15 protein-coding genes are annotated in these 13,612 nt (G+C 41.9%); 4 read left to right on the top strand and 11 right to left on the bottom strand.

Annotated features, from left to right (window positions below; translation table 11 throughout):
* Window positions 1-6 precede the first annotated feature (6 nt).
* Window positions 7-2,412, top strand: coding sequence for a CSLREA domain-containing protein (locus ABZP31_RS09845; protein WP_005404407.1), 2,406 nt, complete (start codon window positions 7-9; stop codon window positions 2,410-2,412).
* A gap of 48 nt (window positions 2,413-2,460) precedes the next feature.
* On the opposite strand, the gene ABZP31_RS09840 is transcribed toward ABZP31_RS09845, so the two are convergent.
* The 5 genes from ABZP31_RS09840 to ABZP31_RS09820 all read right to left on the bottom strand — a co-directional run bounded on the left by ABZP31_RS09840 (window position 2,461) and on the right by ABZP31_RS09820 (window position 5,758).
* Window positions 2,461-2,868, bottom strand: a complete 408-nt coding sequence (locus tag ABZP31_RS09840; protein WP_005019290.1) for a DUF3106 domain-containing protein — start codon at window positions 2,866-2,868, stop codon at window positions 2,461-2,463.
* The gene (locus tag ABZP31_RS09835; RefSeq protein ID WP_005019291.1) at window positions 2,858-3,178 is read right to left on the bottom strand and encodes a hypothetical protein; all 321 of its coding nucleotides are present in this window, start codon (window positions 3,176-3,178) and stop codon (window positions 2,858-2,860) included. The genes ABZP31_RS09840 and ABZP31_RS09835 overlap by 11 nt, the downstream gene beginning before the upstream one ends.
* The gene (locus ABZP31_RS09830; RefSeq protein WP_171477599.1) at window positions 3,171-3,791 is read right to left on the bottom strand and encodes an RNA polymerase sigma factor; all 621 of its coding nucleotides are present in this window, start codon (window positions 3,789-3,791) and stop codon (window positions 3,171-3,173) included. The genes ABZP31_RS09835 and ABZP31_RS09830 overlap by 8 nt, the downstream gene beginning before the upstream one ends.
* Window positions 3,792-3,954: 163 nt before the next feature.
* Window positions 3,955-4,731: an RNA methyltransferase gene (locus ABZP31_RS09825; protein WP_005019298.1), complete on the bottom strand. Its 777-nt coding sequence runs from the start codon at window positions 4,729-4,731 to the stop codon at window positions 3,955-3,957.
* 52 nt (window positions 4,732-4,783) lie between these two features.
* Complete coding sequence (locus tag ABZP31_RS09820; RefSeq protein ID WP_005019300.1) at window positions 4,784-5,758, bottom strand: class 1 fructose-bisphosphatase; 975 nt, start codon at window positions 5,756-5,758, stop codon at window positions 4,784-4,786.
* 173 nt (window positions 5,759-5,931) lie between these two features.
* Here ABZP31_RS09820 and ABZP31_RS09815 point away from each other — a divergent pair, with 173 nt between their 5' ends.
* Window positions 5,932-6,120 (top strand): NF038105 family protein, encoded by a 189-nt coding sequence (locus tag ABZP31_RS09815; RefSeq protein WP_005019301.1) that lies wholly within the window; start codon window positions 5,932-5,934, stop codon window positions 6,118-6,120.
* Between the two features lie 53 nt (window positions 6,121-6,173).
* Here the strand turns inward: ABZP31_RS09815 and pal are convergent, their stop codons facing one another.
* From pal to ybgC, 6 genes are all read right to left on the bottom strand, one after another.
* The gene (pal, locus tag ABZP31_RS09810) at window positions 6,174-6,746 is read right to left on the bottom strand and encodes a peptidoglycan-associated lipoprotein Pal (RefSeq protein WP_005019302.1); all 573 of its coding nucleotides are present in this window, start codon (window positions 6,744-6,746) and stop codon (window positions 6,174-6,176) included.
* 37 nt (window positions 6,747-6,783) lie between these two features.
* Entirely contained in the window at window positions 6,784-8,067 is a 1,284-nt protein-coding gene (tolB, locus tag ABZP31_RS09805; RefSeq protein ID WP_367156967.1) for a Tol-Pal system beta propeller repeat protein TolB, read from the bottom strand.
* A gap of 280 nt (window positions 8,068-8,347) precedes the next feature.
* Window positions 8,348-9,640: a cell envelope integrity protein TolA gene (gene tolA, locus ABZP31_RS09800; RefSeq protein WP_248133827.1), complete on the bottom strand. Its 1,293-nt coding sequence runs from the start codon at window positions 9,638-9,640 to the stop codon at window positions 8,348-8,350.
* A 4-nt stretch (window positions 9,641-9,644) separates the two neighbouring features.
* Entirely contained in the window at window positions 9,645-10,094 is a 450-nt protein-coding gene (tolR, locus tag ABZP31_RS09795) for a protein TolR (protein WP_005019311.1), read from the bottom strand.
* Entirely contained in the window at window positions 10,094-10,792 is a 699-nt protein-coding gene (gene tolQ / locus ABZP31_RS09790) for a protein TolQ (protein ID WP_005027054.1), read from the bottom strand. Before tolQ ends, tolR begins: the two co-directional genes overlap by 1 nt.
* A 22-nt stretch (window positions 10,793-10,814) precedes the next feature.
* The gene (ybgC, locus tag ABZP31_RS09785; RefSeq protein ID WP_005019316.1) at window positions 10,815-11,222 is read right to left on the bottom strand and encodes a tol-pal system-associated acyl-CoA thioesterase; all 408 of its coding nucleotides are present in this window, start codon (window positions 11,220-11,222) and stop codon (window positions 10,815-10,817) included.
* Window positions 11,223-11,741: 519 nt separating this feature from the next.
* Between ybgC and ABZP31_RS09780 the strand changes: the two genes are divergently transcribed.
* Window positions 11,742-12,737 (top strand): metal-dependent hydrolase, encoded by a 996-nt coding sequence (locus ABZP31_RS09780; protein WP_005019318.1) that lies wholly within the window; start codon window positions 11,742-11,744, stop codon window positions 12,735-12,737.
* Between the two features lie 30 nt (window positions 12,738-12,767).
* Window positions 12,768-13,601, top strand: coding sequence for an SDR family oxidoreductase (locus tag ABZP31_RS09775; RefSeq protein WP_248133828.1), 834 nt, complete (start codon window positions 12,768-12,770; stop codon window positions 13,599-13,601).
* The last annotated feature ends 11 nt before the right edge of the window (window positions 13,602-13,612 follow it).

Genomic DNA, 13,612 nt, shown 5'->3' with positions numbered 1-13,612 from the left:
CAAGTAATGAAAATTTATAAAAAGGGGCTATTGAGCCTGATGATACTGACGGCCATGACTTTGATGGCTGCAGAAGACAAGACTATTTATGTCAATACGTTTGAAGATGAAGATGGCGAAAACCTGAATAAGTGTTCGTTACGTGAAGCCTTGGTTGCAGCTCGTAAAAATATTGCATATGGCGGGTGTACAGCAGGAAATACTGGAACTGGTCAGCTAGACAGAATTCAATTGCAAGCCGGAGAATATATACTTAAGAGAGAGTTACGGCCAGAAAGTGCGGTTAAGATTTATGGAGAAACACCGTTCGATTATAAGACAAAAGATCCTTTAACACACCAGTATCCGGCACGTGGGCCTATAAGAACAGTTATCAACGGAAATCATACTTCTCGAATTTTCAATACTTCAGAAACCCAAGCCAGTATCTTTCTTGAAAATATTGAACTGAAAAATGGTTATTCCTCTGCTGAAGGAGGAGCATTACTCATAGCTGGCCCACTAAATATGACAAATACGGCTATTAAAGACTCTAAGTCGGATAAAGCAGGTGGTGCTGTTTATATCATTGCACAAAACCTAGAAAAACAGATGACTTTAGTAAACACCCTAATTCAAGGAAATCAGGCAAAAATTGGAAGTGCTTTTGCCATGGACTGTTCAGCAAATCTGTTGGGTACCCAGCCTGCTATCAGTGTAGAGCGTAGTAGCTTGGTTCAAAATGGTACGATAAATGACCGCAGTACTATTGAGTTATGCGGCTTAACACGTGTTTCCTTAAGTGCCAATACTATTGCCCGGAATAAAGCAAATCTGGTAGATGGCCATATTATTCGTGCGGTATCTGAGCTAGGCCGTCCATTATACTCCGCCTCATCTCTCGCTTTAATCAGTAATACAATTGTAGAAAATCAGGCCAATAGTACGTTTTATTTTGATGAAAACAGTACCAAGACTTTAGCCTTTAATATTTTAGCTTTCAATACAGGCAAATCCTGTGACTTTGTCCGTAAAGACAGTAATAGCCAGAATAAGACATTGGGGCTAACTCTGGCATACAATGCACTACAACTTGGCAATGTGGAAGGTCAATGTGTATTGCCTGAAGAACTATTAAAAACACAGACAACGGTAGACCTGAGCAATATCTCACGTCAAAGCGTTCTATCTGATTATCAGCAACCCTCAAAATACAATCTCTATCTACCGCTCTATTACCCTAAGGACAATCAGAATGCTTCAGATCTGGTGAACACAGGCGCAACACAGGATTGCAGTACACTTGACCAGCGCGGACTGGCCCGGATTACAAATGGTACTTTAACTTTAAATCCTGAGATGAAAAATACTTGTGAAATCGGTTCTGTAGAGCGCATGCGCCTAACAGCAGCTGATATTACAGATTTAAAGAATCTGTCTATTGTACAAGTTCTAGATACCTATCAAAAAGAAGCTGATAACTTGAAAGAGGGCATAAAAGAAATAGAAGATACTGAAGAGCAGGCTATTTATCAAAAAGAGTTGAGCGAATTAGAACGTCTAATTGCCAATATCAAGTTGAAACAGAAGTATCGTACCATTTACATTGATCCTTTTACGCTGGCTTTACCAAGTGAAGAAGAATTTCTCAACGAAAATGGCAAGCTTGAATTGCGTCCAAAAGAACTCAGTACAGATCAGTATAGTATCGAAACGCATAAATACGGTGTAGGTTCAGTTTCTGGTAGTGGTGCAGATTTTAAGTTTAATGGACAGCAAGATGAACATCTGTTTTGTGAATGGGTGCCTGAGTTAAAGCGTATTATGATTTATCGGACAGATGACCAGTTATCTGCTAATACCGGTAGCGCTTATTGTGCTTACACCATCAAGGCAAAAACGGGTGAGTCTTCAACAGGACTTGTTAAAGCAGATTTTATTAATATTGCTCCAATTGCAAAAGATGATACCTATACATTACAGTATGGCTCAGACTTAAAAGTCAGTATTAATCCGCTAGAAAATGACAGTGATGATGGTGATGGTCCTACATCACAATTAAAGCTCAATACAAATAAACCAGCCTTCTTTCATGGTGCAGACGGACAGGAATTACCTATACGTTTTAGCGTTATTCCTCCAGGTGTAACGGTCAGTGCAGACCGTACCGGTCCATGTCCGGGTAATTATATTCGAGAGACCTGCTATGGTGGACAGATCCATATCCAGGCCAAAAATAATTTCAGCCAGTTTAACTATCGGTTTGAATATAATATTTTTGATGCTGAAGGTGAGGAATCTAATACGGCAACTATCTTGCTAGAAAATACAGCTAAGAATACTAATACCGCCGGTGGAGGAGGAAGCTTTGGAATATGGGGAATATTAAGCCTATTAGCTTTAAGCATGTATCGGTTTCGCCGTAACGTTTAAAAAAAAAGCCTCGTAAGAGGCTTTTTTATTGAATTGATTGATTTTTATCTAGTTTGCCTTAAGTGCAGCAGGCATGTATTTATTCATATATTCTTGGCGGATTGATGCACGTTGCTCTGAGGTAGCTGCTTTTTGCATTCTTTGTCTCAGATCATGCCGTTCGTGACTGCTCATCTGTTGCCAAGTTTCACGCATTTTCTGTTTTTCCTGCTCTGGCAGCTGGGTAAACCAGTCCATGCGTTGTTGTAGAGCGACACTTTGTTCTTCAGGTAATTCTTTTAAAGTCTGATAACGTTTAATCAGGGCGCGCTGTTCTTCATCGGACAAGGTGTCCCAAGTTTCATTAATCTGGGTCCCGGCATCTTTAGAAAAAATCCAGAAACGTTCGAACCCTGCAAAGCTGGTTTGTAAAAAGCTTAAGGTACATAAAGCTAAAGCCAGTTTCTTAGCTGCCATGACCGACCCTATCCTCACCTAAAACCAGTAACATTTCCAAATCTTCCACCATTTGGGGTGAAAGTTTTGGAGTAACAGCAACCTGATTTTGTGGCTGCTCTGTCATTTCCATAGAGTTGGGTAATATGACAAAACCAGTAATGGCTGTAGCAAGAGCAAAACCTGTCATCCGCCACATGCTGTAATGTGGTGATGGACGATCCTGTATGGTTTCGAGTACATGATTCATCACTACAGGTTTAGCCTTATGATGAGTAGCCAGTGTATCAAGCTTGGAAGTCACTTTTTTTGTGAAATCATCTTTATTCATCTGATGATCCTCCCATATGTGGATTTAAATGCGCTAAAGCTGTTCTTAATCCCTGAATTGCCCGATGGTAATGAGTTTTTACACTGCCCTCGGTACAATCCATAATTTCCGCAGTAGTTTGGGTATCAAATCCTTCCCATGCCCGCAACATAAAAGCCTGTTGCTGTCGAACTGGAAGTTTTGAAACAGCGGCCTGTATTTCTTCTGCAGTAACCGCTTGATCCAGAAAATCAGAAGGATTTGGACTCGATTCATCCACGATATCCATCATTTCTTCTTCATCTGAATCCAGACTGACTTTTCTAAAAAATGAAAAAGGTTGGGCACGGCGTGCTTCCTTACGACGCCAGTCCTGTAATTTGTTATTTAAAATTGTATAGAACAGGGGGTACCATTCTTCAGTACTTTTATCATGATAGGATTTATGTAGGGAAATAAATGCTTCCTGTACCAGATCCATAGCTATGCCTTGTTGCCCCTGGGTTGCGCTTTCCATCATGACCAGAGCACGACCCGTCACATCCTGCATAAAAAACTTCAGACGCTGCTCAGCCGTACTGGCATGCGTACTGCTGAGATGTTCTGCATCAGGCTGTTTCGGTACTAAATCCATAGAGATGGAAAATCCCGTCATTGGACACCCACTCATTATTTTGTTGGTCATCACTTAAATAACGTCAAAAATAATGTTTGGGTTGACATAGTAGATAATTATTTTTTAAGAGTTTAAAGGATTTTTAACCACAATTAGCCCTTTATTAAAATAATTTAACCTTTTAGAGCCGCTGGCGAACCATTTCAAAAAAACAGATAGAGCCTGCAACTGCCACGTTCAATGATTCTTGACCACCTGGTTGGGGAATCACGACAGCTTTTGCATGCTGTAACGCATATGCTGACGCACCCTGTCCCTCATTTCCTAAAATCCATGCACAAGGTTGTGTGAGGTCCTGCTGATAGATACTTTCAGACTGATGTGAACTGGTTACGAATACAGGAATTTCAAACTTCTCCAGTATGTCTTCAAGCTGGACATTTTCATAAATATTTAAAGAAAAATGAGCTCCCATACCAGCACGCAGTACTCGTGGTGACCAGAGTGAAGCTGAGCCTTGGGTACATACAACCTGCTGAATATTAGCGGCGGCAGCAGAACGCAATAATGTGCCTACATTTCCTGGGTCCTGTACATTCTCTAAAATAAGTGTATCAAGATGATATTGCAGGGGTTGGGTATTCGTCGGCAGATCAATAATTGCGAGACAGGCCAAACTTGTACCCAAGGTACTTAAATCACGATAAAGTGCTTCACTCAAGACAAATACATGACCCTGATAATATTCAAGGATCTGTTCAAAGTCTGGGTGATTTAATGCTTGTTCAGTACTGAACAGTGAATGGATTTTTTTATTTTCCTGGAGCCAGCTCAGACAGAGATGGGTTCCTTCAAGAATAGTTTGCCGCTGTTTTTTACGGTAACTGTTCTGTTCAATAAGTCCCCGTAAATGTTTGATTTTAGGGTTGTCTTTAGATTCAAGAAAAATAATTGACATAAGTAAAGAATCCACAGAGATGAGTAGTTAAACCCATCTCTGTATAAATAAATTATTGGTGATAGCCTGTAACCAGCTCAACTTCATTTTTGGAACCAATAATCACTGGCACGCGCTGATGCAGATCGGTCGGCTCAATTTCTAAAATGCGTACGCGACCTGTAGTTGAAGCACCACCAGCCTGCTCAATAAGCATACTCATTGGATTTGCTTCATACATCAGACGTAAACGGCCCGCTTTTTTAGGATCTTTTAAATCATATGGATAAAGGAAAATTCCGCTACGGCAGAGAATACGATGAATATCGCCAACCATACAGGCAACCCAGCGCATATTAAAGTCTTTAGCACGTGTAGAAGTTTTTCCAGCCAGCAGTTCATCAATATAACGCTTAACTGGTTCTTCCCAGTGGCGCTGATTTGAGGCATTGATAGCAAATTCCTGGGTATCAGCTGCGACCTGAATATTCTCTGCGGTTAAAACAAATTCCTGGCTGTCTGGATTAAAGGTGAAGAATACAACGCCTGCACCTACAGTCAGTACCAGCATTGTGGAAGGACCATATAGAACATAACCGGCAGCAACCTGCTGAGTCCCTGCCTGCATGAAGTCAGCAGCCTGAGTTACATGGTTTTTTGCAGGTAAAATTGAAAAAATAGTTCCTACACACATATTGATATCAATATTGCTTGAACCATCTAACGGGTCAAATAATACCAGATATTGACCATTTTCCTGAGCAGGCGTAAATTCATCAAGCTCTTCTGAAGCCAGCCCGCCTACTTGGGGATGTACTTTTAATGCATCAATCAAATAGTCATTAGAAATAACATCAAGTTTTTTCTGGGTTTCACCTTGTACATTTTCATGCTCTGCGCTGCCCAAAACACCTGCAAGTGCACCCTTTTGTAAAGTCTGATCTATTACTTTACAGGTATCGGCAATAGTGCTGATAACTTGAGCCAGCTCAGGCGTTAAATTCCCAGTTTGTTGTTGTAAATATTGGGACAAGGTGTAATTGGTCATACCAAAAAGCTCCAGCAAAGAGAAAATAGATGTATAAAAAGAACTGGGCTATTTTAGAGGAGAACCAATGTAATTAACAATTTTATTGCGTGATGAGATGTGTTGTTTTTGCGCTTGCAACTCTACACGAACATGCTATGTTGAATTATGTTCATAAAAAAGGAAGTAAATCTATGACGACCAAACATTTTGATGCGACTCCAACTCCAAATGAGCCAATTAAGCTGGATAATATCTCAACTGAAAAAGTGAAAGAAGCTTGGGAAAGTTATGAAGCGAAACCTGAATACAAAGAATTTAATAAGCATGACATGATTGAAGCCATGCAAAAAAATGAAGAAGATAAAAAGTCGGAGAATTAAAAAAGCGCCCAACAGATGTTGTGCGCTTTGCTCTTGGAAATTTGAGCGTTTAATTATTTAAGTAATGGCGGTACAGCTTCGTAGTTGATTTCTACACGACGGTTTTCTTTCCAGGCTGCTTCATCATGGCCAGGATTAATTGGCATCTCTTTACCATAGCTCACAGCTTCAAGCTGATTGGGGTTTACACCATTTGTCACTAAATAGCTTTGTACTGCTTTGGCACGACGTTCACCCAATGCCATATTGTATTCACGTGTACCACGTTCATCGGTATGGCCAGTTAAAGCAACTTTTGAATTGGCATTTGCCATCAGGAACTGGGCATGAGCCTGTAGAGTTTGATAATCCTCATTGCTCAGATCACTGCTATCATAGTCAAAGTATACAACACGTTTTGCTAAATAAGCACGATTCGCTGCTGTAACACCTTTAGCTGAAGCACCAGCCATATTCTGTGCATTTAGTGCCGCGTCTTCACTTAGACCGGTTGTGTTAACACTCGTACCCGCTGTAGTTGGAGTGGTAGTGGTCGTAACATCTGAAGTAGGTTTACGGTTGGCACAACCAGTAATAACTAGGCTGGCAGCCAGTAAGGGAAGAGTTAAATATTTTACTGCGTTCATCTTAATCTCCATGAAAAAATTGTTATAGCCAGTTAAATTATTTGGGAGTCCAAGCAGGCTCACGAACTTCGCCTTGTTCACTTGGCAGATTCATTCGGAAGCGCCCATCAGTTGACATAATTGCCAGTAATCCCCGGTTACCTTCACGGGTAGCATAAACGACCATCTGGCCATTTGGAGAAAAACTTGGAGATTCATCCAGACTGGTTGGGGTAAGAATGTTGGTAATGCCAGTAGCAATATCCTGAATGGCAACTTTATAGTTACTTCCGGCTGGGCGGTGTACCAGTGCGACTTTTTTACCATCTGCACTTAAGGTGCCGCGCGCATTAAATGCACCTTTAAAAGTCAACCGCTTGACTGAGCCATCTGCAAAGCTATAACGGTAAATCTGTGCTGAACCGCCACGATCGGAAGTAAAAATAAAAGATTTACCGTCTGGTGCATATCGGGCTTCTGTATCGATGGCAGAATTATTAGTCATACGTTTAAGCTGACGGGTAGTCAAATCCATCTGGTAAACTTCAGGGTTTCCATGCATGGACGCTGTGAAGAGCATAGACTGTCCGTCTGGAGAGAAACTTGGTGCACCATTAAGACCACGGAAACTGGCCAGTACTTCACGTTGCCCAGTAGCCAGATCTTGCACGTAAATCGCAGGGCGCTTGGTTTCAAACGAGACATAAGCCAGTTTTTTTGCATCTGGTGTCCAGGCTGGAGACAGAATCGGGTCACGTGAAGAAAGGACAGTACGCGGCTGTTCACCATCAGTGTCAGCGATCTGTAAGGTATAACGCTGTTCTGGGGTTGCCGGATTGCGCAGTACATAAGCAATACGGCCACTAAAATCACCAGGAATACCTGTCAGTGCCTGATAGATTGCATCACTGATCATATGGCCAGCTTGACGTATACGTGAAGCGGGTACAGTTAAAAGTTCATTTAACAGATAGGTCTGCTTCTCGACATCATAAAGCTGGTAATGCACTTCATACGAATCACCTGCAACAGACTTGATACTACCTGTCACTACATAAGGGATTTTAGCTGCTTGCCAGCTTTGCGCATTAATATTATTGAGTGCAGCGCTAGCCGGAAGATTTTTTGATGAACTGGTAAAGCGCCCTGAACGATTCAAGTCACCTTCAACTATTGGATAAATAGACTGATCATTTGCAAAGGGTACAATTGCTATTTTTGGAGCTTCTTCAGGAGCCTTTGCAATTTCAAGGTGTAACTGGGCAAAAGCTGTAGTGGTGATGGCCGGACTAAAAACAGCTGTTAAGGCAAGGGCTAAAAGAGTTTTACGCGTCATATTCATAATCGCAGGGCGCTCAATTCCATGATTCTGGGGTATGGGAATACTAATTTGTAACATGATGACATAATTTAAATCTATTTAAAGCATGTAAATATGACTATCTCGTGAGAAGTCAGAACCATCTTATAACTGAAGAAATTGACACCCCAAGTTGTAGGATTCAGAAAATTATAAAGAGTAAAATTAATATATTGATATTAAAATAAAAATAACCCAGTCCTATCGATATAAAATAAAACTCGGTCAATTTACTTAAACACCCTCAAAAGAGGGTGGTTTTTTATTTAGCAGTAAATGTAGAGGTAAAGGTACGTGCTTCACGTCGTGCATCGGCATCAGATGGCATTGGATAAGGAGCGGCTGCTCTTACCGCAGCTTCTACACTGGCTTTCATATCTGGGTCACTTGAATTTACTACCACTGAGAGAACAGCTCCACTATCACTTAAAGTTACACGTGCTGTTGCCTTGTTACCAGAAGAGCCATTAGGTATATCCCAAGCACGTTTAATTTTATTTTCAAAATCACGTTTTGCAGATGAAGCAATTTTTTTAGCTTCAGCTTTTTTATCAGCCGCTTCTTCAGCTGCTTTTTTTGCAGCTGATGCTTTCGCTTCAGCCTCAGCCCGGTCTCTGGCATCGGCATCGGCTTTGGCTTTTTCAGCAGCATCCGCTTTTGCTTTGGCCTGCGCATCAGCTTTGGCTTTTGCAGCAGCGTCAGCTTTTACTTTGGCCTGCGCATCGGCTTTTGCTTTAGCCTGCGCATCGGCTTTTGCTTTTTCAGCAGCGTCGGCTTTTGCTTTGGCCTGCGCATTGGCTTTGGCTTTTTCAGCAGCATCAGCCCTTGCTTTAGCCTGAGTATCGGCTTTTGCTTTGGCCTGAGTATCGGCTTTTGCTTTGGCCTGAGTATCGGCTTTTGCTTTGGCCTGCGCATCAGCTTTTGCTTTGGCCTGTGCATCGGCTTTGGCTTTTGTAGCAGCATCAGCCTTTGCTTTAGCCTGCGCATCCGCTTTTGCTTTTGCAGCAGCGTCAGCTTTTGCTTTGGCCTGCGCATCAGCTTTGGCTTTTTCAGCAGCGTCAGCTTTTGCTTGTGCATCAGCTCTAGCTTTTTCAGCAGCTTCGGTCTTTTGTTTAGCCAATGCTTCAGCTTTAGCTCGTGACGCGGCATCTGTTTTTGCTTTTGCGTCTGCTTGAGCTTTTAATTTTTCTGCCTCTGCTGCTTTCGCCTTCTCTTCTGCACGTTTTGCAGTTTCAGTTGCCTGTAGTGAAGCAGAGGTTGTAGCAGGAACTGGAATAACAGGAGCTGGTTCTATACTTGGCTCGGCAGTTTGCGTAATTTCGGTTGCCTGGTTTTCATGTACGGTCTCTACAGTATCCGTCTGTTCTAGAGGAACAGGTTCAGGCGGGGGGAGATCCTCAGGTTTAATAAGTACAGTTTTAATTTGTTTAGGAGCTTCAGGCGGTGTACTCATACCCAAATAAAGCAAGCCGACCACAGCCAACAGATGTACGCCTAGCGTAAATCCAATTGCTACTGCTTTTTGTTTAAAAGGAGGCTTTTTAAAATCTTTCATAAAATTACTTTAATGGTTCGGTCAGTAAACCCACTTGAGTTAAACCGGCTTCCTGAAGACTGGACATCAAGGCTATGACATCACCGTAAGGGCGGGTATTATGTCCACGGATCACCACATTGAGCTGTTTGTTGTCTGCCTCAGCCTGAGTCTGTGCTTCAGTTAAAATCTGGGTCAGCTGAGATAGCTCTAGAGGCTCTGCCTTATGCTGTTCGTATTCTAGATAGTAATGACCATCTTTATCTAGGGTAACCATGGCAGGTGCATCTTTAGATTCAATCGGATTACCATTAGCTTGTGGTAAATCTACATTAATGCCACTGGTAATCATTGGAGCAGTTACCATGAAGATCACCAGCAATACCAGCATGACGTCGATATAGGGCACGACATTCATATCACTTTTTAAAGGTTTTTTGATCCGCTCAAAGCGTCCGGAACGTTGAATAGCCATTATTCAGCTTCCTGTGCAGGACCCACAGACTGACGTTGTAGCAAGGCTACCATTTCTTCGGCGAACAGGGCGCGGTCTGAGTAAAGTGCTTCACCTTTAGCTGTAAAGTGGTTAAAAGCCAAGACAGCAGGAATAGCTGCAAACAAGCCAATAGCAGTTGCAATAAGTGCTTCGGCAATACCTGGTGCGACAGTAGCGAGTGTTACCTGGTCAACAGCAGCAAGACCAATGAAGGCATTCATAATGCCCCATACTGTACCGAAAAGACCGATATAAGGGGCAACTGAACCAATGCTGGCCAATGCTCCCAGCCCCTGCTCAAGATTACCTTGGTCACGGCTCAGACCTACACGCAAAATACGTTCGGTTCCCTCAATCGACTGTGTCGTTGAGGCATGTCGTTTACTCAATTTAAAAAATTCGCCCAGTCCCTGATAAAAAATATCTTCCAAGCCTGAGCGTTTTGAGTTGAGCTGGGCGTTATTGTATAGCGTATTCAGCTCGGCACCAGACCAGAACATTTTCTGGAAATGTTCATCATCTTTTTGGGCTTTCTTATGACTCATATACAACTTGGCAATCAGGTACCAGCTATAGATTGAAGCGAGTAGTAGAATCAGCATAACCAGCTGAACCACAGGACTTGCTTGCAGAATTAAATCGGAGATATGCAGGGTTGATTCAAGTTGTGTTGCCATAGAGAAGTTGCCAGTGATTTTTCTAGTCTTGTTCCAGTTCTTTACGGATGAGATCGCGGATTTGCTCTGGCAGCTTGCGCGGCATCATTTTGTCATTCAAGCAGGCCAGTTCGACTTCACCCGAAGCCAGCAAGATTTCACCACGATAAATATTCTGTTGCAACACAAATGATGCAGCTTTACACGAAATAACACGTGCTGTAACAGTGATCAGGTCATCCATGAGAATTGGACGCATGTATTTGACGTTAATCTTATGCACCACAAAGTTATAATCTTTCTGGTGCCAGTAATGATCAACACCAGCAGCGCGTAGCCATTCCGTACGGGTGCGTTCCATATAGCGGATATGATTGGCGTGATAAACTATACCGCCCGCATCTGTATCTTCAATATATACCCGAATCTGAAACTCGAAATGATTTGCCATAGATCGCATCCGTCTAAAATACTTTTAGATATTTAAAAACTAAATATCTGGTTTTGCTTTACTTAGGGTAATACTTGATATTTCTTTCTTGACCAGACTTGAACTTATTTCAATACAAGGAAACTTAAACCAAAACATGTAATTCATTACGACTGATATAAAGAAATTGCTATTTTACCTCTGGCTGAAAGAAAGCTTTAAATTGAAAGTCCTACCAAGATACCACCCTGACTCAGGCCCGGATTTTAGCATAGACGTTCTGAACTCAAATGGCACAAGCTGACAATCCTGTAGAGAGCATGCAAATACAAGAAAGCAATTAATTGGCAAAAAGGTTCAGTGCATGCGAGCACTTTACCAATTGTATAAAAACTGCCTATACCGCACCCTAACTATAAAAATCGTGACACTTGGCTAAAGAAGCATAGATGAACCTGCTAACGGATATTTCCATAAGTTCTAAAAATGTATTTAGCCAAATTTCACATGTAGAAAAATAAATTGGATAAGAGGTGTGCAATGCTCACGCAAGTTGTACGTAAAATCTTTCTCACCCGTAGCGGGAATGAAACTGCATGTAAGCAGCATAATGTAGCGAGTCTGAATATACCTATTCGACATTTTGATTTTAAATTTGATAAAGATGAGCTGGATAGCAAGTTCTATTTTCAGACTGTTTTAGGCAGTGCGTACTGGCAGGCGCTCTCGATTTTTCTGACTTATGGTGAAGACCTGGTTATTGAAACTGCTCGTTTTCATCGTGATCTCGTAATTGATCCGGTCTTAAAACAGAGAGTTACCAGCCTAATTGGACAGGAAGCCATCCATTCAAAAATTCATGAGGAATGGAATGAAATCTTAAAAGATAACCGTTTCCCTGTCACTCTGTACCGTTTTTTGGCAGACAAAGTCTTTGACCATATCTTTCTGCGCTTTCCTCAGCCAATGAAATTATCACTTATGGCGGCTATTGAACATTTCACCGCGGTTATAGCCCAGCATATGATGGTTAATACGGATTCTTCGATTATGGCTATGATGGACAATCCGCTAACTCGTACTGAAGATAATAAGACTATGGCACTATGGATGTGGCATATGCTTGAGGAGTCTGAACATAAAGATATTGCTTATGACGTTTATCAGGTTCTATCAGGTAATTACTGGTTAAGAGTTTCTGGTTTTGTACTGGCATTGGTTACTATTCTGGGGCTGGTGTCATTAGGTGGCATCATGCTCCCTTATCTGCGTTCACCACGTTATCTCATCAGCCGACGTTATTACAACGATGTCAAAGATAGTTTAAAACTGCTGGTCGGGCGGAAATATGGCGTCTTCGGTAGTAACTGGCATCATGTATTCGATTATCTGCGCCGTGATTTTCACCCGAATGACCATGACACTACTGAGTATCTGGAATTCTACAAAAAATATTTGCTTGATCCGGAGAAAGGGCTGTTAACGCCATACTTTATTAAAGAGTTTGTGCCACCTCTGCGTACAGCTGCAGCTTAAAAATCTTGAATATCGAATATTGGATTCAGCATGAAATTATCAGGTAATAGAAGTAAATCAAGCCAGAATGCCTATGCGGTAGTTACCGGTGCCGGTAGCGGTATTGGACGGAGTTTTGCATATGAGCTGGCTAAACGTGGAGGTGCAGTAGTCTGTGTAGACCTTAACCTGGCAGCCGCACAGGATACTGTTGATCAGATTAAGGCAACTGGTGCGAAAGCATTTGCATTACAGTGCGACGTAGGAAATGCTGAACAGGTAAACAGTGTTGCTGAACAGGCTGAGCAGCTTTTAGGACACCCGGTTACACTTTTAATCAATAATGCTGGCGTTGGGCTGGGTGGCAAGTTTGACGAAGTATCACTTGATGACTGGAAATGGTGTATGCAGGTAAATCTATGGGGTGTTATCCATGGCTGCCATGCTTTTGTGCCAAAATTTAAAAAGCTGGGGTATGGCGCTATTATCAATGTGGCCTCAGCAGCCTCTTATACAGCCGCTCCAGAGATGAGTGTATATAACGTCAGTAAAGCAGGGGTATTAGCCCTCTCTGAAACTTTGTCATCTGAGCTGAAAAAGTTCAAGATTCAAGTAAATGTGGTCTGTCCAACTCTGGTCCCTACCAATATTATCAAGAACGGCCGTATTCCAAGCCAGTACTCAAAACTTGCTGATCATGCCTTGATGAATTATGCATTTACAACCAGTGATAAAGTCGCCAGATTGAGTTTAGACCGTCTGGATAAGGAACAGCTTTATACAACACCACAACTTGATGCCAAACTGTTCTGGCTGATGAAACGAACTTCTCCAAGTCTGTATGCCAAGTTTCTTGGCCTGTCTTATCAGTTTATAAAAACTTGAGAGTATAAATA

This window comes from Acinetobacter sp. FL (genome assembly GCF_040744925.1).
GTDB lineage: Bacteria > Pseudomonadota > Gammaproteobacteria > Pseudomonadales > Moraxellaceae > Acinetobacter > Acinetobacter radioresistens.
Note: the sequence above shows the minus strand (reverse complement) of the source record. Positions and strands in the feature narration are given on the sequence as shown.

What these genes read in the sequence shown, in the direction of transcription:
- ABZP31_RS09820 (WP_005019300.1), bottom strand. Translation starts at nt 5,758, where the DNA reads ATGACCAATTACACCTTGTCCCAATATTTACAACAACAAACTGGGAAT.
- ABZP31_RS09825 (WP_005019298.1), bottom strand. Translation starts at nt 4,731, where the DNA reads ATGTCAATTATTTTTCTTGAATCTAAAGACAACCCTAAAATCAAACAT.
- ybgC (WP_005019316.1), bottom strand. Translation starts at nt 11,222, where the DNA reads ATGGCAAATCATTTCGAGTTTCAGATTCGGGTATATATTGAAGATACA.
- ABZP31_RS09835 (WP_005019291.1), bottom strand. Translation starts at nt 3,178, where the DNA reads ATGAATAAAGATGATTTCACAAAAAAAGTGACTTCCAAGCTTGATACA.
- pal (WP_005019302.1), bottom strand. Translation starts at nt 6,746, where the DNA reads ATGAACGCAGTAAAATATTTAACTCTTCCCTTACTGGCTGCCAGCCTA.
- ABZP31_RS09815 (WP_005019301.1), top strand. Translation starts at nt 5,932, where the DNA reads ATGACGACCAAACATTTTGATGCGACTCCAACTCCAAATGAGCCAATT.
- tolB (WP_367156967.1), bottom strand. Translation starts at nt 8,067, where the DNA reads ATGAATATGACGCGTAAAACTCTTTTAGCCCTTGCCTTAACAGCTGTT.
- tolA (WP_248133827.1), bottom strand. Translation starts at nt 9,640, where the DNA reads ATGAAAGATTTTAAAAAGCCTCCTTTTAAACAAAAAGCAGTAGCAATT.
- ABZP31_RS09780 (WP_005019318.1), top strand. Translation starts at nt 11,742, where the DNA reads ATGCTCACGCAAGTTGTACGTAAAATCTTTCTCACCCGTAGCGGGAAT.
- tolR (WP_005019311.1), bottom strand. Translation starts at nt 10,094, where the DNA reads ATGGCTATTCAACGTTCCGGACGCTTTGAGCGGATCAAAAAACCTTTA.
- ABZP31_RS09840 (WP_005019290.1), bottom strand. Translation starts at nt 2,868, where the DNA reads ATGGCAGCTAAGAAACTGGCTTTAGCTTTATGTACCTTAAGCTTTTTA.
- tolQ (WP_005027054.1), bottom strand. Translation starts at nt 10,792, where the DNA reads ATGGCAACACAACTTGAATCAACCCTGCATATCTCCGATTTAATTCTG.
- ABZP31_RS09775 (WP_248133828.1), top strand. Translation starts at nt 12,768, where the DNA reads ATGAAATTATCAGGTAATAGAAGTAAATCAAGCCAGAATGCCTATGCG.
- ABZP31_RS09845 (WP_005404407.1), top strand. Translation starts at nt 7, where the DNA reads ATGAAAATTTATAAAAAGGGGCTATTGAGCCTGATGATACTGACGGCC.
- ABZP31_RS09830 (WP_171477599.1), bottom strand. Translation starts at nt 3,791, where the DNA reads ATGGATTTAGTACCGAAACAGCCTGATGCAGAACATCTCAGCAGTACG.